This is a genomic window from Denitraticella aggregata (genome assembly GCF_048158365.1).
Taxonomy (GTDB): Bacteria; Pseudomonadota; Gammaproteobacteria; order Burkholderiales; family Rhodocyclaceae; genus Azoarcus_F.
Genome location: NZ_JBLLNL010000001.1, coordinates 595,205 through 612,289, shown reverse-complemented (window position 1 = coordinate 612,289; position 17,085 = coordinate 595,205). Strand labels below are relative to the sequence as shown.

Annotated in this window: 15 protein-coding genes; 11 read left to right on the top strand and 4 right to left on the bottom strand. The window is 64.5% G+C overall.

Annotated elements, in window-relative coordinates; translation table 11 throughout:
- Positions 1–28 precede the first annotated feature (28 nt).
- Together pap and ACKVEX_RS02930 are read right to left on the bottom strand one after the other, a co-directional pair.
- Positions 29–1,516 (bottom strand): polyphosphate:AMP phosphotransferase, encoded by a 1,488-nt coding sequence (gene pap, locus ACKVEX_RS02935; RefSeq protein ID WP_473214181.1) that lies wholly within the window; start codon positions 1,514–1,516, stop codon positions 29–31.
- Positions 1,517–1,656: 140 nt separating this feature from the next.
- Complete coding sequence (locus ACKVEX_RS02930) at positions 1,657–2,406, bottom strand: 16S rRNA (uracil(1498)-N(3))-methyltransferase (RefSeq protein WP_473214180.1); 750 nt, start codon at positions 2,404–2,406, stop codon at positions 1,657–1,659.
- Between the two features lie 166 nt (positions 2,407–2,572).
- Here ACKVEX_RS02930 and ACKVEX_RS02925 point away from each other — a divergent pair, with 166 nt between their 5' ends.
- From ACKVEX_RS02925 to fba, 7 genes are all read left to right on the top strand, one after another.
- Positions 2,573–3,130, top strand: a complete 558-nt coding sequence (locus ACKVEX_RS02925; protein WP_473214179.1) for a thioredoxin family protein — start codon at positions 2,573–2,575, stop codon at positions 3,128–3,130.
- Position 3,131: 1 nt separating this feature from the next.
- Complete coding sequence (locus ACKVEX_RS02920; RefSeq protein ID WP_473214178.1) at positions 3,132–3,941, top strand: inositol monophosphatase family protein; 810 nt, start codon at positions 3,132–3,134, stop codon at positions 3,939–3,941.
- 55 nt (positions 3,942–3,996) lie between these two features.
- Positions 3,997–4,872, top strand: a complete 876-nt coding sequence (locus ACKVEX_RS02915; protein WP_473214177.1) for a phosphoribulokinase — start codon at positions 3,997–3,999, stop codon at positions 4,870–4,872.
- Between the two features lie 102 nt (positions 4,873–4,974).
- Positions 4,975–6,990, top strand: coding sequence for a transketolase (tkt, locus tag ACKVEX_RS02910; protein WP_473214176.1), 2,016 nt, complete (start codon positions 4,975–4,977; stop codon positions 6,988–6,990).
- Between the two features lie 75 nt (positions 6,991–7,065).
- Complete coding sequence (gap, locus tag ACKVEX_RS02905; protein ID WP_473214175.1) at positions 7,066–8,082, top strand: type I glyceraldehyde-3-phosphate dehydrogenase; 1,017 nt, start codon at positions 7,066–7,068, stop codon at positions 8,080–8,082.
- Positions 8,083–8,166: 84 nt separating this feature from the next.
- The gene (locus ACKVEX_RS02900; protein ID WP_473214174.1) at positions 8,167–9,351 is read left to right on the top strand and encodes a phosphoglycerate kinase; all 1,185 of its coding nucleotides are present in this window, start codon (positions 8,167–8,169) and stop codon (positions 9,349–9,351) included.
- Between the two features lie 210 nt (positions 9,352–9,561).
- Positions 9,562–10,626 carry a class II fructose-bisphosphate aldolase gene (gene fba / locus ACKVEX_RS02895; RefSeq protein WP_473214173.1) on the top strand — a complete coding sequence of 355 codons (1,065 nt, stop codon included), beginning with the start codon at positions 9,562–9,564 and terminating at the stop codon, positions 10,624–10,626.
- Between the two features lie 267 nt (positions 10,627–10,893).
- On the opposite strand, the gene ACKVEX_RS02890 is transcribed toward fba, so the two are convergent.
- Positions 10,894–11,271 carry a LysR substrate-binding domain-containing protein gene (locus tag ACKVEX_RS02890; RefSeq protein WP_473214172.1) on the bottom strand — a complete coding sequence of 126 codons (378 nt, stop codon included), beginning with the start codon at positions 11,269–11,271 and terminating at the stop codon, positions 10,894–10,896.
- A 66-nt stretch (positions 11,272–11,337) separates the two neighbouring features.
- Here ACKVEX_RS02890 and fumC point away from each other — a divergent pair, with 66 nt between their 5' ends.
- Both fumC and ACKVEX_RS02880 read left to right on the top strand, forming a co-directional pair.
- Positions 11,338–12,738: a class II fumarate hydratase gene (gene fumC, locus ACKVEX_RS02885; protein WP_473214171.1), complete on the top strand. Its 1,401-nt coding sequence runs from the start codon at positions 11,338–11,340 to the stop codon at positions 12,736–12,738.
- 128 nt (positions 12,739–12,866) lie between these two features.
- On the top strand, positions 12,867–14,099 hold the full coding sequence (locus ACKVEX_RS02880) for an EAL and HDOD domain-containing protein (protein ID WP_473214170.1): 1,233 nt from the start codon (positions 12,867–12,869) through the stop codon (positions 14,097–14,099).
- 88 nt (positions 14,100–14,187) lie between these two features.
- On the opposite strand, the gene ACKVEX_RS02875 is transcribed toward ACKVEX_RS02880, so the two are convergent.
- Complete coding sequence (locus ACKVEX_RS02875; protein WP_473214169.1) at positions 14,188–15,123, bottom strand: DUF3179 domain-containing protein; 936 nt, start codon at positions 15,121–15,123, stop codon at positions 14,188–14,190.
- Positions 15,124–15,716: 593 nt separating this feature from the next.
- On the opposite strand from ACKVEX_RS02875, the gene ACKVEX_RS02870 reads away from it, so the two are divergent.
- Positions 15,717–16,226, top strand: coding sequence for a cytochrome c peroxidase (locus ACKVEX_RS02870; protein ID WP_473214168.1), 510 nt, complete (start codon positions 15,717–15,719; stop codon positions 16,224–16,226).
- A gap of 19 nt (positions 16,227–16,245) precedes the next feature.
- Complete coding sequence (locus tag ACKVEX_RS02865; RefSeq protein ID WP_473214167.1) at positions 16,246–17,049, top strand: DUF6969 family protein; 804 nt, start codon at positions 16,246–16,248, stop codon at positions 17,047–17,049.
- The last annotated feature ends 36 nt before the right edge of the window (positions 17,050–17,085 follow it).

Sequence of the window (17,085 nt, the reverse complement as noted above, 5' to 3'; positions counted from 1 at the left end):
CGCCCGGTGCGACGCGACAGGCGTCGACTCAGCGTCCGAAAGCGGCCTCGAGCCGCTCGCACACGGTACGCAGGACCTTGATGCGGGCGAAATACTTGTCGCCCGCCTCGACCACCGTCCACGGCGAGGCTTCGGTGCTGGTCCGGTCGATCATGTCGCATACCGCACGCTCGTAGTCGTCCCATTTCTCGCGATTGCGCCAATCCTCGTCGGTCAGTTTGAAGCGCTTGTGCGGTTCCACCTCTCGCGCCTGAAAGCGGGCGAGCTGTTCATCCTTGTCGATCGCGAGCCAGAACTTCACGACGATGACACCGTCGTTGGTCAGTTCATCCTCGAAATCGTTGATCTCGGCATAGGCGCGCATCCATTCTGCCTCAGAACAGAAACGCTCCACCCGCTCCACCAGGACGCGCCCATACCACGAGCGGTCGAAGATCGCGGCACGCCCCCGTCGCGGAATCTGACGCCAGAAACGCCACAGATAGGGCTTGGCGAGTTCCTCGTCGGTCGGCGCGGCGATCGGTATGACGCGGTAGCGCCGAATGTCCATCGCGGCGGTCACGCGCCGGATCGCCCCGCCCTTGCCGGCCGCATCCACGCCTTCGAACACCAGCACCAGCGAACGGTTGGCGAAGGCCTGGTCGCGGGTCAGCAGCGCCAGACGTCCCTGCAGCACCTCCAGCAGTTCCGAATAGTCCTTCTTCGGAAGCGGCTGATTCAGGTCCAGCGTGCTCAGATAGTTGCGTTCGTCCAGCTGTGTCGGAAGCGGCGGTGCGGTCTGACGCGGCGCCCAGTGATGCGTGACCGCATCGAGGCGGCGGCGCATCGAGTCGAGCAGGGTCCGGCCCACCAGAAGCGCCCTGAACCGCGGGTCCGTTCCATCGACGATGATCCACGGCGCCTCGCCGCTGCTGGTCCTGCGCAGCGCATGCTCGGCCGCATCGCGATAGCGGTCGTACAGCTTGTAATAGCGCCAGTCGGCCTCGGTCACGCGCCAGCTGGTCTTGGGATCCTTCTGAAGCTCCTCCAGGCGCGTTTTCTGCCCCTTTTTCGGGAGATGGAACCAGAGCTTCAGCAGCAGCACGCCCTCACGCACCAGCATGGTCTCGAAACGGTTGATCTCGTCCAGACGCTGGTCGAGTTCGGCTTGCTTGATGCGTTTTTCGACACGATCGTTGATCGGCTCGTTGTACCAGTTACCGAACAACACGCCGATCTTTCCCTTGGGTGGCAGGGCCCGCCAGAAGCGCCACATCGGCGGCCGCTCGGCCTCTTCGGAGGCGGGCTCATCGAAGGCCCAGGCCTCGATGTGGCGAGGGTCCATCCATTCGTTCAGCTGATTGACCGTCTCACCCTTGCCCGCGCCGTCGATGCCGTTGATCAGCACCACCACCGAAAAGCCCTTGTTCTCCATCAGCTCGAACTGCAGATCGAGCAACTGGGCCCGTAATTCGGGCAATGCCGCGTCGAAGTCGGCTTTCGAAGTCTTGTGGCCAATTTCTGCGGATTCGAACATCGCCTCTCCTCTTCGAACGGCCGGACACACAGGCAAGCCGCCGTTTGCCGACTCGCCCGACATGAAAGCCGGCTAACCGTGCCTGCCAGCCGTCGCGATCGATCATGCCTGCAATCTTCGCCCCCTTGCAAGGGACAGCCTCAGAAATCGCCCCAGATCGCCTGCAATGCGGCCAGCGCGGCAAGTCCGGCGGTTTCGGTGCGCAACACCCGTTTCCCCAGCGAGATCGGGTCGCAACCCCGATCGATGCAGACCGCACGCTCGATATCCGACCAGCCGCCTTCGGGGCCCACGAAAAGGTGCACCGCCCCCTCCGGTGGGCTGAGCGTGCGCAGCGACACTTCGGCCGACGGGTCGAGCACGAGCTTGCGCGCCGGCGCAGGCATCGACGCGTCCACCCGCGTGCCGACCCGATCCAGATACTCCGTCAGGTCGATCGGCTCGCAAAGCTGCGGGATCCGGTTGCGACCGCTCTGCTCGCACGCCGAAACGATGATCTGCCGCCAGTGGGCGACCCGCCTGGCTGAACGTTCGGCGCTCAGTCGCAGCACCGACCGCTCCGCCCGCAGCGGCACGATGCCGCAGACACCGAGCTCGACCGCCTTCTGCACGATCCAGTCCATCTTGTCGCCGGCAGCCAGGGCCTGCACCAGGACCAGCTGCAGCGGCGACTCCCGATCGACATCGCAGCGCGCATCCAGACGCGCATGCCAGGTCTTGCCCCGCCCGAAGAGGGTCGCACGCGTCTCGCCGCCACGACCGTCGAACAGCACGATGGAGGCGCCCTCGCCGAGGCGCAGCACCCTGACCGCATGATGCGCCAGCGCGTCGGGAAGACGGCATTCGCCGGACTCGGGCAGTGGATCGGAATGAAAGAATCGGGGCGTCATCGTCGAGGGCGATATCGGGCTTGGGGGGATCTGCCGCCGGAACCAGGGTCAATGGGTGCGCGCGCCGAGGGGAGAGCGGACCTGCGCTCGCGTACGCCCGAGCCTGCGCCCATCACGCGACCATCCGGGCTATTATAGGGACGGAAATCCAATCCGGAGTGAAGCGATGGTAGCCAAGACGACCCCCGTCTGTGATTTCGGCTGGGCCGCGCCCGATTTCGATCTCCCCGGCGTCGATGGCCGGCGCCACTCGCTGGCCTCGGCCCGCGGACCACGTGGCCTGCTGGTGATGTTCATCTGCAACCACTGTCCCTATGTGAAGGCCGTCATCGACCGCATCATCCGCGACACGCGCGAACTCACTCAGATCGGTGTGAACAGCATCGCGATCATGTCCAACGACCCGGCCGTTCATGCGGAAGACAGCTGGGATAACATGGTCGAGACCGCCACACGGCTCGATTTTCCGTTTCCGTACGTGCTGGACCAGACCCAGCAGGTGGCAAAGGCCTACGGGGCGGTGTGCACGCCCGACTTCTTCGGCTTCAACGACGAGTTGCTGCTCCAGTACCGAGGTCGCCTGGACGCATCCGGTCGCAGCCCGGCAGCACCGGATGCGCGCCGCGACCTGTTCGAAGCCATGAAGCAGGTCGCGGAAACCAGCGTAGGCCCGGCCGAACAGGTCGCGAGCATCGGTTGCTCGATCAAATGGCGGGAGGACTGACATGCCGACTGCCGCACACCGACTCGCCCGCGCCCGCGCGCTCGAATCCTTGGTCCGCGATATCGCGCGGGAAGTGATCCTGCCCCGCTATCTCAAGAGCGCGCGAAACCGCAAGCCGGATGGATCCCTGTTCACCGAGGCCGACCTCGAATCGCAACGGCGTTTCGTGGAGGAATTGCCCAAGCTATTGCCCGGAGCAGTTCTCGGCGAGGAGATGAGCCGGGAGGAGCAGGCCCGGGCGTGGACCGACAGCCGTCCCGGCCTGTGGTGCATCGACCCGATCGACGGCACCACCAACTTCGCCAATGGCATTCCGTTCTTCGCGGTGTCGATCGCGTATCTGGTCGATCACCAGCCGCGCTTCGGGGTCGTGTACAACCCGGTGACCGATGAGTCCTTCTATGCCGCGAAGGGCGCCGGCGCCTATCTGAACGGCACCGAACTGCCCTTGCGCTCCTCCGCGCACGGCCTGGGCGACGCGGTCGCCGGCATCGATTTCAAGCGCATCAGTCATCATCTGGGTGACGAACTGGCGGTGCGCCCACCCTATTATTCGCAGCGCAACTTTGGATCCAGTGCGCTGGAATGGTGTTTCGTCGCGGCCGGGCGTCTCGACGTCTATCTGCATGGCGGACAGATGCTGTGGGATTATGCGGCCGGGCATTTGATCCTCACCGAGGCCGGCGGGACGGCGGCCGCGCTCGACGGCGGCTCGCTGATGGCCGGTCCTGCGGTCAAGCGGGGCGTGATCGCAGCCGCAAGTCCCAGCCTGTTCGCCGAATGGCGCAACTGGGTATCGGCACATTCCTGACGGCAAGGTGCAAATCCGGCCACGTTCGCGCCTTCGACCCTCCTCCGGAGTCAGCATGTCCACCAAGCATCCGATCATTGCGGTTACCGGCTCGTCCGGAGCCGGCACCACGACCGTCAAGCACACGTTCGAGGCGATCTTTCATCGCGAGAACGTCAATGCCGCGATCGTAGAGGGCGACAGTTTCCATCGCTACACGCGCGACGAGATGAAGCGGCTGATCGACGAGGCCGAGGCGCGCAGCGCCCGTGGCATCAGCCACTTCGGGCCCGAAGCGAATCTGCTCGAAGAGCTCGAAGCGCTGTTTCGCAATTACGGGGAATCGGCCGTCGGTCGGAAGCGCTGCTACATTCACAACGAGGAGAAGTCCGTTCGCTGGAACCTGCCGATGGGGACCTTCACGGAGTGGGAGGATCTGCCGGTGGGAACCGACTGCCTGTTCTACGAAGGACTGCATGGCGGCGTAACGACCGACACTGTCGATGTCGCGCGCCACGTCGACCTGCTGATCGGCGTGGCCCCCACGATCAACCTGGAATGGATCCAGAAACTGCACCGGGATACGCGGGAGCGCGGATATTCACTGGAGGCGGTACAGGACACCATCCTGCGTCGCATGCACGACTATGTGCATTACATCGTGCCGCAGTTCTCTCGCACCCACATCAACTTCCAGCGCGTGCCGGTCGTCGACACGTCCAACCCGTTCATTGCGCGCGATGTCCCCAGCCTAGCCGAATCGATGGTAGTGATCCGTTTCAGGGATCCGCGCGGTATCGACTTCCCGTACCTGCTCAACATGATCCATGAGGCATTCATGTCGCGGGCCAACTCCATCGTGATTCCGGGCGGAAAGCTCGACCTCGCGATGCAGCTGATCCTGACCCCGCTGATCTGGAAATTGATGGAAAAACGTCGGAAACTCCGATGATCCGACCTTCGACCCCATGCTTGGACGCGATCGACCGACCTACCGTGAAGCCGGGTTTTCGGCGATAATCGCGGTTTTATTCGAGCGCCCACCCCCTCCACCATGTCAGACGCCCGCCGCATCACCCCGCCCCAGTTCAACCCGATCACCGGCGCGATCCGCGCATTGGCCATGGATGCGGTGCAAAAAGCCAAGTCCGGTCATCCGGGTGCGCCAATGGGCATGGCCGACATCGCCGAGGTCTTGTGGCGTCACCATCTGAAGCACAACCCGGCCAATCCGGAATGGCCCGACCGCGATCGCTTCGTGCTGTCGAACGGGCACGGTTCGATGCTGCTGTACGCACTGCTGCACCTGACCGGCTACGATCTGCCGATCGACGAACTCAAGCGTTTCCGCCAGTTGCACAGCCGCACCCCCGGCCACCCCGAGCATGGCTACGCGCCGGGCGTGGAGACCACCACCGGTCCGCTCGGTCAGGGCATCAGCAACGCAGTCGGCATGGCGATCGCCGAAAAGGTCCTCGCGGCCGAGTTCAACCGGCCGGGCCACGACATCATCGATCATCGCACCTGGGTGTTCCTCGGCGACGGCTGCCTGATGGAAGGCATCTCGCACGAGACCTGTTCGCTGGCCGGCACGCTCGGCCTCGGCAAGCTGATCGCGTTCTACGACGACAACGGGATCTCGATCGACGGTCATGTGGACGGCTGGTTTACCGACGACACACCCAAGCGCTTCGAGGCTTACGGTTGGCAGGTCATCCCGGACGTTCAGGGCCATGATGCCGGCGCGATCGAAGCGGCCATCGGCGCGGCGCTGGCCAACACCACGCAACCGACGCTGATCTGCTGCAAGACCGTGATCGGCGCCGGGGCACCGAACAAGCAGGGCAGCCACGACGTCCATGGCGCACCGCTGGGCGACGCGGAGATCGCCGCGACCCGTGCACACATCGGCTGGAACCTGCCGCCGTTCGAGATTCCGGCCGAAGTCTATGCCGCATGGAACGCGCGCGAGGCCGGCGCGAAGGCGGAATCCGACTGGAACACGCGCCTCGACGCCTACACCGCAGCCTTCCCCGAACTCGCCGCCGAACTCCGGCGGCGCATGAGCAACACGCTGCCACACAACTGGGCAGCTCACGCCGCAGCGGTCATCGCGCAGTTCGACGACCAGGCCGAAAACATCGCCAGCCGCAAGGCCAGTCAGAACAGCATCGAGGCCTTCGCCCCCGCGCTGCCCGAGCTGATCGGCGGCTCGGCCGATCTGGCCGGATCCAATCTCACGCTCTGGTCGGGCTCGCGCGGCGTCACCCGGGACGACGGCGGCAACTACATTTACTACGGCGTGCGCGAGTTCGGCATGGCGGCGATCGCCAACGGCCTCGCGCTGCACGGTGGCCTGATTCCCTATACCGCCACCTTCCTGATGTTCAGCGATTACGCCCGCAATGCGCTGCGCATGGCCGCGCTGATGAAGCAACGCCAGATCTTCGTGTTCACGCATGACTCCATCGGCCTCGGCGAGGACGGTCCGACCCATCAGCCGGTCGAGCATGCGGCCAGCCTGCGCCTGATTCCGAACATGGACGTATGGCGTCCGTGCGACACCGTCGAATCGGCGACCGCCTGGGCCTGTGCGATCGAGCGCCGCGACGGCCCCTCGGCGCTGCTGTTCTCGCGCCAGAACCTGCCCTTTCAGACCCGCGACGCGAAGCAGATCGACGCGATTCGCCGCGGCGGCTACGTGCTGTCCGAAGCCTCGGATGCATCGCCGAAGGCGGTGATCATCGCCACCGGCTCCGAGGTGGGCCTGGCCATGGCCGCCCAGAAGGCGCTTGCCGAACAGGGTATCTCGGTGCGCGTCGTGTCCATGCCATGCACGAACATTTTCGACCGGCAGGATGCGACCTACCAGGTTTCGGTTCTGCCCGCCGGGGTGCCGCGGGTGGCGATCGAGGCCGGCGTCACCGACGGGTGGCGCAAGTATGTCGGCCTGGAAGGCGGCGTGATCGGCCTGGACCGCTTTGGAGAATCCGCGCCGGCCGGCGAATTGTTCGAATATTTCGGAATCACCACCGAAGCGGTCGTCACTGCGGTCAGACAGCGGCTCTGAGCGCACACCGGTAAACGTCTGTCGTCCGGCGCGGACGGCGCAAATCTGCTGTTGCATTCATCGGGAGAGTCAACCATGCCAATCAAAGTCGCCATCAACGGGTACGGGCGAATCGGTCGTTGCACGCTGCGCGCGATTTACGAACTGGGTCTGCGAGAGCAGTTCGAGGTCGTCGCGATCAACGCGTCCGGCGACATCGCGATCAACGCGCATCTGACCCGCTATGACACCACGCACGGGCGTTTCGGGTTTCCGGTCGAGACCGATGGCGAGCGCGCGATCATCGTCGATGGCGACCGCATCCCGTTCTTCTCCACGAAGAACCCGCTCGACATCAACTGGGGCGATCTTGGCGTGGACGTGCTGCTCGAGTGCACCGGCGCCTTCACCAGCAAGGCCAAGGCCCAGGTGCATCTCGACCAGGGTGCGAAGAAGATCCTGATCTCGGCACCCGGCGGCGACGATGTGGACGCGACCATCGTCTATGGCGTGAATCACGACATCCTGACCGGTGCGATGACCGTGGTGTCGAACGCGTCGTGCACCACCAACTGCCTGGCCCCGGTCGCCAAGGTCCTGCAGGATGCGATCGGCATTGAAAATGGCCTGATGACGACGATCCACGCCTACACCAACGACCAGGTGCTGGTGGATGTGCGCCACAAGGACCTGCGCCGTGCACGCGCCGGCGCGCAGAACATCATCCCGACCAAGACCGGCGCGGCCAAAGCGGTCGGACTGGTACTACCCGCACTGAAGGGCAAGGTCGACGGGTTCGCGTTGCGGGTACCGACGATGAACGTATCGCTGGTCGATCTCACCTTCACCGCCAGCCGCGACACCAGCAAGGACGAGATCACCGCGCTGATGAAGGAAGCGGCCAACGGTTCGATGAAGGGCGTGCTCGCGGTCAACGAGGATCCGCTGGTGTCCAGCGACTTCAACCACGACAGCCATTCGTCGGTCTTCGATGCGACCCAGACCCGCGTCATCGACGGCAAGCTGGTCAAGGTGCTGGCCTGGTACGACAACGAATGGGGCTACTCCTGCCGCATGCTCGACGCCGCCCGGGTGTTCGCCGAAGCGAAGTAGGCGTCCCAGCATTCAAGCCGTGCCCTGCCCTGCAGGGCATTTTTTCATCCGCGATACGCCCCTCCCACCAACGGATCAAGGATCATGCAAGTCAAGAAACTCTCCGAACTCGATGTCCGCGGCACCAAGGTCTTCATTCGCGCCGATCTCAACGTACCGCAGGACGAGGCCGGCAACATCGTCGAGGACACCCGCATCCGTGCGTCGATACCGTCCATCCAGTACTGCCTCGACAACGGCGCCGCGGTCATGGTGACGTCCCATCTCGGCCGTCCGACCGAAGGCGAGGTGCGCGCCGAGGACACGCTGATGCCGGTGGCGGTGCGCCTCGGGCAGTTGCTTGGCAAGCCGGTGAAGCTGATCATCGACTGGGTCGATGGCGGTTTCGACGTCGCCCCCGGGCAGGTGGTACTGCTCGAGAACTGCCGCTGCAACAAGGGCGAGAAGAAGAACAGCGAAGAACTCGCGCGCAAGATGGCGGCGCTGTGCGACATCTACGTGAACGACGCGTTCGGCACCGCCCATCGCGCCGAGGCCACTACGCACGGCATCGCCGGCTTCGCGCCCGTGGCCTGTGCTGGCATGCTGATGGGGGCCGAGATCGACGCGTTGTCCAAGGCGACCGAGAATCCGGCGCGGCCGCTTGTCGCGATTGTCGGGGGCGCCAAGGTGTCGACCAAGCTGACCATCCTGAAGACGCTCGCCGAAAAGGTCGATCAACTGATCGTCGGCGGCGGCATCGCCAACACCTTTCTGCTCGCATCCGGCAAACGCATCGGCGAGTCGCTGGCCGAACCCGAACTGGTCAAGGAAGCGCAGGCGATCATGGACATCATGAAGGCGCGGGGCGCCGAAGTGCCGCTGCCGGTCGATGTCGTCGTAGCGGACGAGGTGTCGGCGCTGGCGCGCGCGAACCGCATCCCGGTGGACGAGGTCGGTCCGCACGACCGCATCCTCGACGTCGGACCCAAGTCGTCGGCACGGCTGGCCGACATCATCGCGCACGCCGGGACCATCGTCTGGAACGGGCCGGTCGGTGTGTTCGAGCACGACCAGTTCGCTGGCGGTACCAAGATGATGGCCTCGGCGATCGCGCACTCCGAAGCCTTCACGATCGCCGGAGGCGGCGACACGCTGGCCGCGATCGCGAAATTCGACATCGCACAGGACGTCGGCTATATCTCGACCGGCGGCGGAGCCTTCCTCGAGTTTCTGGAAGGCAAGACCTTGCCGGCGATCGCGGCGCTGGAAGCCCGGTACGAGAACTGAGCCGCAGGCGGACACCCCGAGTCGGCCACCGCGAGGTGGCCGTTTTCATGTGCACGAGCTGCCTGTACCGATCGGTCGCCCGAGGCCTCCGTCCGCGGGACACGAATGGTCGGCGTGACACCTGCATCTGACAAGCAACCGAGCGCAGCGGTAAAATAACAGTCCAGATCACCCGCGCCCGAAGCGGCGCCGCGCCAACGGAGAAGCACGATGCCCCTCGTTTCAATGCGACAACTGCTGGATCACGCCGCCGAGCACACCTACGGCCTGCCGGCCTTCAACGTGAATAATCTGGAACAGGTGCAGGCGATCATGGAGGCTGCGGCCGAGACCGACAGCCCGGTGATCATGCAGGCCTCGGCCGGCGCTCGCAAGTACGCGGGTGAGGCTTTCCTGCGTCATCTGATCGACGCCGCGGTCGAGGCCTACCCGAACATCCCGATCGTGATGCACCAGGACCACGGCCAGTCGCCGGCCGTGTGCATGACCGCGATTCGCTCCGGCTTCACCAGCGTGATGATGGACGGTTCCCTGCTCGAGGACGGCAAGACGCCTTCCGAATACGCTTACAACGTCGAGGTTACGCGCGAGGTGGTCAAGTTCTCGCATGCGATCGGCGTCACCGTCGAGGCCGAACTCGGCTGCCTCGGTTCGCTCGAGACCGGCCAGGCCGGTGAGGAGGACGGGCACGGCGCGGAGGGTACGCTGGATCACTCGATGCTGCTGACCGACCCGGATCAGGCGGCGGACTTCGTGAAACAGACCGATTGCGACGCACTCGCGATCGCGATCGGCACCAGTCACGGCGCCTACAAGTTCACCCGCAAGCCCACCGGCGACATCCTCGCGATCGAGCGGGTCAAGGCCATCCACAAACGCATCCCGAACACGCATCTGGTCATGCATGGTTCGAGTTCGGTGCCGCAAGACCTGCTCGAGATCATCCGCCAGTACGGTGGCGACATGAAGGAGACCTATGGCGTGCCGGTCGAGGAGATCCAGACCGCGATCAAGTTCGGCGTGCGCAAGATCAACATCGACACCGACATCCGCCTCGCGATGACTGGCGCGGTACGCAAGTTCCTGTTCCAGAATCCGTCCAAGTTCGATCCGCGCGAGTTCAACAAACCGGCGCGCGAAGCGGCCAAGTTCGTGTGCAAGGCCCGCTTCGAGGCATTCGGTTGCGCCGGTCAGGCCAGCCGGATCAAGGCCGTGCCGCTGGAGCGGATCGCCTCCCGCTACCAGTCCGGCGAGCTCAGGCAGGTGGTGCGCTGACGGCGCGTTACATGGCAAGGCTGCGGCGTCCGACGCACCGCGACGTGGTCGTCAGCGAACCCGCAGCCGTCGGGCCGGATCGACGAGACTGAACCGATGCCCGCGCGCCACTGCTTCGCCTACGGCACGCTGATGTGCCCGGAGACTGGTACTTCGCAGACTTCCTGAACACAGGCAAGGCCGAGTTCATGCGGCGTTTTCTGGGTTTTACCCGCCTTTGAGCGAATGAGAAGCCTGTTTCGATCAGTCCGGATCCGGCTTATACCGCTACCTGTGCCTCTCCCGCCTGCATGATCGCACGCCCTCGCACTGCAGGCAATCGACCAGTGCCTCGACGGCAAGCGTGGGCGTCCAGCCTGCATACAGCAGCAGGTTCCATTCCCGTTCGATCGGGGTGTGACGGACATCGAGCCGCACGAGGCGTCCTGACTCGCGCTCCATTCCGAAGGTGTGGTGTGACAGAAACGCCACCCCCAAGCCTGCGATGGCAGCCTGTTTCAAGGTTTCATTGCTGCCCATTTCGTCGGCACGCAGCACTTTCACCCCGTGTGCACGCAGAAAGCGCTCCATGTTGCCGCGCGTGCCGGACCCCTGCTCCCGCAGCAGCAGGCGTTCGCCGGCGAGCGCACCGGGCAAAAAGCGCATTCCACATCCTCGATCGCCATCCATTTCGCCCGGCAGCCGGACTACGGCTGACCTAGAATGGGGAGCATGAAGACCCGCATCGAATCCGATTCCATGGGCGAGATCCGTGTTCCGGCGGACCGCTACTGGGGCGCGCAGACCCAGCGCTCCCTGGGCAACTTCGACATCGGCACGGAGCGCTTCCGCATGCCGTCGAGCATCGTGCATGCGATGGGGGTGCTGAAGAAAGCCGCCGCGCTGGCCAATGCGGAACTCGGTGAGCTGCCGCAGGGCAAGGCGAGCTTGATCGCACGCGCCGCCCAGGAGGTGATCGCGGGCGATCTGGACGATCATTTCCCGCTGGTCGTGTTCCAGACCGGTAGCGGCACCCAGTCCAACATGAACGCGAACGAGGTGATCGCCAACCGTGCCAACGAGCTGGCCGGCTCCAGACTCGGCAGCAAGCAGCCGGTACACCCCAACGACGATGTCAATCGCGGCCAGTCGTCGAACGACACCTTCCCGACCGCGATGCACGTCGCAATCGTCACCGCACTGCACCGGGAGCTGCTGCCGCCACTGCTGCAGTTGCGCGATACGCTGGCGACCAAGGCGGACGACTTCGTCGGGATCGTGAAGACCGGCCGGACCCACCTGATGGACGCGACCCCGATCACGCTGGGTCAGGAGATCGGCGGCTGGGTCGCCCAGATCGATTTCGCGCTCGACGTCATCGAAATGGCCCAGGCGGGGCTACATGAACTGGCGATCGGTGGCACCGCGGTCGGCACCGGGTTGAATGCGCATCCGCAGTTCGGAGAGCGATGTGCGCATTTCATCGCGACCGAGACCAGCCAGCCGTTTCGAAGCGCCCAAAACCGTTTCGCCGCGCTGTCCGCGCACGATGCGCTGGTGAACTTCAGCGCCGCGCTGCGCACCTTGGCCGGCGCGCTGTTCAAGATCGCCAACGACGTGCGATGGCTTGCGAGCGGCCCGCGCACCGGCATCGCCGAACTGCTGATCCCGGAGAACGAACCGGGCAGCTCGATCATGCCCGGCAAGGTGAACCCCACCCAGGCCGAGGCCCTGACCATGGTTTGCGCGCGCGTGTTCGGCAACGACGCGACGGTCGCATTCGCCGGCACCCAGGGGAATTTCCAGCTCAACGTCTACAAGCCGGTCATGGCCCACGGTGTGCTCGAAAGCATTCGTCTGCTGGGCGACGCGGCCCGCTCCTTCGACCGGCACTGCGCCATCGGCATCGAACCCAATCTCCCGCGCATCCGCGAGAACCTGGCGCGCAACCTGATGCTGGTGACCGCGCTGAATCGTCACATCGGCTATGACAAGGCCGCCGAGATCGCGAAGAAGGCACACAAGGAAAACAAGACACTCAAGGAGGCTGCGCTGGAACTGGGCCATCTGAGCGAGGCGGATTTCGATCGCTGGACCGACCCGATGGCGATGACACACGGCACCCGGGCATGACCGATGACGCGCATCCCCGCCGACGCGGGGATGACTGATGAAGCCGGTGCCCCTGCCGTGCCCGAGGGGATCGCGTCGTCACTTCACTTGCAGTAGCATCACGCCCGGTTTCCCGCAGATGACGACCCATGGCGCGCAACGACGTATTCCTCGGCCGGCAGCCGATTCTCGATCGGAACGGCGAGCTCTTCGCTTATGAGCTGCTGTTCCGGGCCGGGCAGGTCCCCGACAGCAACGTCACGGACGACCTGCATGCGACCGCCAACGTCATCAGCCACGCATTTGGTCAACTCGGGGCCGAGGCGGTGCTCGGGTCCGCGCTGGGTTTCATCAACGTCAGCACCGAGATGCTGCACAGCGAGGTGGTCGAGTTTCTGCCGCCCGACAAGGTCGTGCTCGAGCTCCTCGAAACCGTTGCAGCCAGCGAGCCGGTGCTGCAACGCTGTCTCGACCTGAAGAAGGCCGGCTTCAGGATCGCGCTGGACGACTTCGTGTTCGACGAATCCTTCGTCGAACTGCTGAAGATCGTCGACTTCGTGAAGATAGACCTGACTCTTCACCAGCCTGACGAACTCGCGGAAATCGTTTCGCGACTCAGACAATGGCCCGTGTGCCTGCTTGCGGAGAAGGTGGACACGCGCGAGCAGGCCGAGCACTGCAGAGCGCTGGGCTTCGAGCTCTTCCAGGGGTACTACTTCGCGCGCCCGGTGATCCTCAGCGCCAGACGTCCCGATCCATCGACGAATCTGCTGGTCGAACTGCTGCAACTGTTGCTCGGCGACGGCGAATCGGCACAGATCTTCGACACCATCAGGCGGGACCCGGGACTCACCTACAACCTGCTCCGCCTGGTCAATTCGGCCGCCGCAGGGTTTGCGCGTCCGATCGACTCGGTGTCGACCGCAGTGGCCGCGCTCGGTCGCAGACAGTTGCAGCGATGGGTCCAGTTGCTGCTGTATTCGCAGGACAAAGGGGTCTCCTATCCGAGCCCGCTGATGGAGATGGCGGCCAGCCGTGGCAAGACGATGGAGGGCCTGGCCCAGCGCCAGGGGCTGGCGCCCGCCGATCTGGATACCGCGTTCATGACGGGCACGCTGTCGCTGCTCGACAACGTGATGAAGCAGTCGATGCGCGAGATCGTCGCCCGGATCAACCTGTGCGCAGAGGTCCGTGACGCACTGCTCGAACGTGGCGGACCCTTTGGCATCCTGCTCGCGCTGGTCGAATGCATCGAGCACAGTGATCTCGACCGGGCGTCACGGCTGCTGAAGGACGCGCCCGGGCTGAGCCTGGCGGACCTCACCGCCGCCGAACTCGACGCGATGCGATGGGTCGTCGCCTTGCACGGCAGGCGCACCTGAACCCCCACATCCATCCCGGCAGAGATCGGATAGCAGCGGTGCAGCACGCACGCGCCACACCGCGACCGACCGGCTGGGGGGGCGGTCGCTACTGCCCGAACACACGCGTATCCGGGTTGAACGCCACCCAGGCGAACCAGAACGCGATGAGGCTGGGAATCTCCTCGCCGTCGTCACCGAAGACACGAGCTGTGCGGGCTTGCGGATCGAATTCGAGCCGCAGCACTTGCCCGCCAACGGTATCCTCGATCACTCTGGCGGGATTGCGGTCGAGCGCCGTGAAGGGATAGGCCATGCTCTCGCCCGCGATCGTCACGCCAATGACCTGCTCCTTAGGATGCAGGCGTGCGTCGGCATGGCGCACCGGAAACATCAGCGACTCGCTTTCGACGTAGTCCGAATAGGGGTCGCGCCGGTAATCCCTGCGATGACCGGTGTCCGGCGACAGCACCTTGGTATCCGGGTGACGCGCCCGCCAGTCGGACCAGGTCGTGTGCGCGGTCGGCAGAAACGCCAGCCGGGCACCTTTCATTGGGCCACTGACCGCCTCGCTCATGATCTGCGACCACAGCGACTCGGTCTGACGGTCATACAGCAGAACGTCGCTGTTGTAGAGCAGTCCGGATACGCCAAGCGTGAGATCCCGTCCATCCACACGCGTCGAGAAAACCATTCCGGTTCCACACAGCGGGCAGAACGTCACCGCGATCGGCTCGCCACCGATGCGATCATTGACCACCTCGTGCCAGTTCAGGATCGCAATCGGATAGGCGCGCGCAATGCCCGACCGGTGAAAACCGAGCACGCGGTCGTCCGGTTTCAGAAAATCCGCTTCGGCCGCCGCCACGAAGCGAGGCTGGTCGATGGACGGTATTCCGTCGCGAGGCGGTCCGCCATGATGGATCTCGTCGATGGGAACACTGGCCCCGGTGAGGTCGAAACCGTTCTTCTGCACCGCCCAGGCGGACAGACTGATCACGGCCAACAAGGCCGCCAGAGGCACCGATATCCACGATCTGTTCATGACCTGACTCCTGCCAATTGATGCCGTCGAAGCATGTCAATGGATGGCTCCGTCGGACGAAGCTCGACCCGCGTCGAAGTGCGTGCACTCCCGCACGCTCGTCCCTTGGTCGGACGGCAAGGCGCGCAACTTACACCGGCGCCAAAAAAGCTTGGTTCCCGTTGTAAGGACAGGACGTCATGGCCGACCAACTAGGGGACGCGTACTCAACGCGTGCAACCCGATTCGCAGACAACCTACCCAGGAGGGACCTAGCCATGAACCAGACAAGAACCCATCGAGCCAACCACGCCTTCGCCGCGATGCTGTCAGCCGGGCTGATCAGTGCCGCAATCGGACTGCCGATGGCTCATGCCCAATGCAGGCCTTGCGCACCGCGCCCGACCTCACGCGCCGCAAATCCTTGTGCTGCGAAGAACCCGTGCGCTGCGAGGAACCCGTGCGCTGCGAGGAACCCGTGCGCTGCGAGGAACCCGTGCGCTGCGAGGAACCCGTGCGCTGCGAGGAACCCGTGCGCTGCGAGGAACCCGTGCGCCGCGAGGAACCCGTGCGCGGCCAATCCTTGCGCGGCCAATCCCTGTGCGGCAAAGGCCGTGAAACGCCCGGCAAACTACCGACCCTACGTGGCGGATCAAGTCGAACTGCTTGCCGAGGGTCGGCGACTGTTCAACGATACATCACTGTCCAGCAACAACCTCAGCTGCGCGACCTGTCACTCGAACCAGATGGGCTACATGCCGACCTTCACGCAAGCCTATCCGCACGCGGTGCAGATGGCATCCGACATGTTCAACATGGACGAAGTCCATCTGGATGAAATGGTGCAGCTGTGTATGGTCGCACCAATGGCTGCAGCGCCGCTGGCCTGGGATTCACGCGAATTGGCCTCGCTCGTCGCCTACCTGGAGCAGGATCAGAAGCGCTTCATCGCCAAAGGTCCGAATCCTTGCGCGGCCAACCCGTGCGCGGCCAACCCGTGCGCTGCGAGGAATCCGTGCGCTGCGAGGAATCCGTGCGCTGCGAGGAATCCGTGCGCTGCGAAGAACCCGTGCGCCGCGAAGAATCCTTGTGCAGCCCGCAACCCCTGCGCAGCCAAGCGCTAAAGCACGGACTCACCCCGACATGACGACCACCGGTGCACCATTGGAGCAATCGACGACCTTGCCCGCGCTCGAACGCCATTTTCCCGATCCGGCAGCGCTGAGCGCGGTCGAGCGGCGGCGCATGCTCGAGGCCGGTCGTGAGGCGCTCGAGTGCCGCCGGGTCCTGAGCCGGGGTGGGTTGAATATCGTCGGCGAAGTCCTTCGCGGGCAGGGCGAATTCTACGAGATGCAGCACTACCCGCGGGACGACGTTTTCGATGAGACGAGCCGGGCGCAGTATTACTATCATGCGCATAGAGGCCCGGTCGAACACGGACACTTCCACTGTTTTCTGCGAGCCGGCAATCTGCCGGACGGCGCGCAACCGGTCGATTGGCCGAATGCGACGGAGAAATGGCCCGAGGGCGACGACGCGATCAGCCATCTGGTGGCGATCTCGATGGACGCCTGGGGAGAACCGATCGGCCTGTTCGCGACAAACCGCTGGGTGACCGACGAGACCTGGTACGCGGCCGACGACGTGATACTAATGCTGGACCGCTTCGAGATCGATCATGCCGCACCGTCCTGGCCGGTCAATCGCTGGCTCGGGGCGATGCTCCGACTGTATCGACCTTGGATCGTCGCGTTGCTGCGGCATCGTGATGAAGTCGTCGCGATGCATAGGCAGGCGCATCCGGAAAAGGACATTCTGGAGGACCGGACCCTCGAGATCACGGGCTATCTGCCGATCTCCATCCAGGATACGCTCGACATGCTCGATGCCGGTTCGGGCGATCCACGACGGCCGGCCGACATATCCAGGCTCGCAAACGAAGGCTGACGGCGCGCAGGCCGGGCTTGGCGCCGACGTAGGACC

Bases quoted from the DNA above. Each gene is read 5' to 3' on its own strand.
- pap (WP_473214181.1), bottom strand. From the start codon at position 1,516: ATGTTCGAATCCGCAGAAATTGGCCACAAGACTTCGAAAGCCGACTTC.
- ACKVEX_RS02930 (WP_473214180.1), bottom strand. From the start codon at position 2,406: ATGACGCCCCGATTCTTTCATTCCGATCCACTGCCCGAGTCCGGCGAA.
- ACKVEX_RS02925 (WP_473214179.1), top strand. From the start codon at position 2,573: ATGGTAGCCAAGACGACCCCCGTCTGTGATTTCGGCTGGGCCGCGCCC.
- ACKVEX_RS02920 (WP_473214178.1), top strand. From the start codon at position 3,132: ATGCCGACTGCCGCACACCGACTCGCCCGCGCCCGCGCGCTCGAATCC.
- ACKVEX_RS02915 (WP_473214177.1), top strand. From the start codon at position 3,997: ATGTCCACCAAGCATCCGATCATTGCGGTTACCGGCTCGTCCGGAGCC.
- tkt (WP_473214176.1), top strand. From the start codon at position 4,975: ATGTCAGACGCCCGCCGCATCACCCCGCCCCAGTTCAACCCGATCACC.
- gap (WP_473214175.1), top strand. From the start codon at position 7,066: ATGCCAATCAAAGTCGCCATCAACGGGTACGGGCGAATCGGTCGTTGC.
- ACKVEX_RS02900 (WP_473214174.1), top strand. From the start codon at position 8,167: ATGCAAGTCAAGAAACTCTCCGAACTCGATGTCCGCGGCACCAAGGTC.
- fba (WP_473214173.1), top strand. From the start codon at position 9,562: ATGCCCCTCGTTTCAATGCGACAACTGCTGGATCACGCCGCCGAGCAC.
- ACKVEX_RS02890 (WP_473214172.1), bottom strand. From the start codon at position 11,271: ATGCGCTTTTTGCCCGGTGCGCTCGCCGGCGAACGCCTGCTGCTGCGG.
- fumC (WP_473214171.1), top strand. From the start codon at position 11,338: ATGAAGACCCGCATCGAATCCGATTCCATGGGCGAGATCCGTGTTCCG.
- ACKVEX_RS02880 (WP_473214170.1), top strand. From the start codon at position 12,867: ATGGCGCGCAACGACGTATTCCTCGGCCGGCAGCCGATTCTCGATCGG.
- ACKVEX_RS02875 (WP_473214169.1), bottom strand. From the start codon at position 15,123: ATGAACAGATCGTGGATATCGGTGCCTCTGGCGGCCTTGTTGGCCGTG.
- ACKVEX_RS02865 (WP_473214167.1), top strand. From the start codon at position 16,246: ATGACGACCACCGGTGCACCATTGGAGCAATCGACGACCTTGCCCGCG.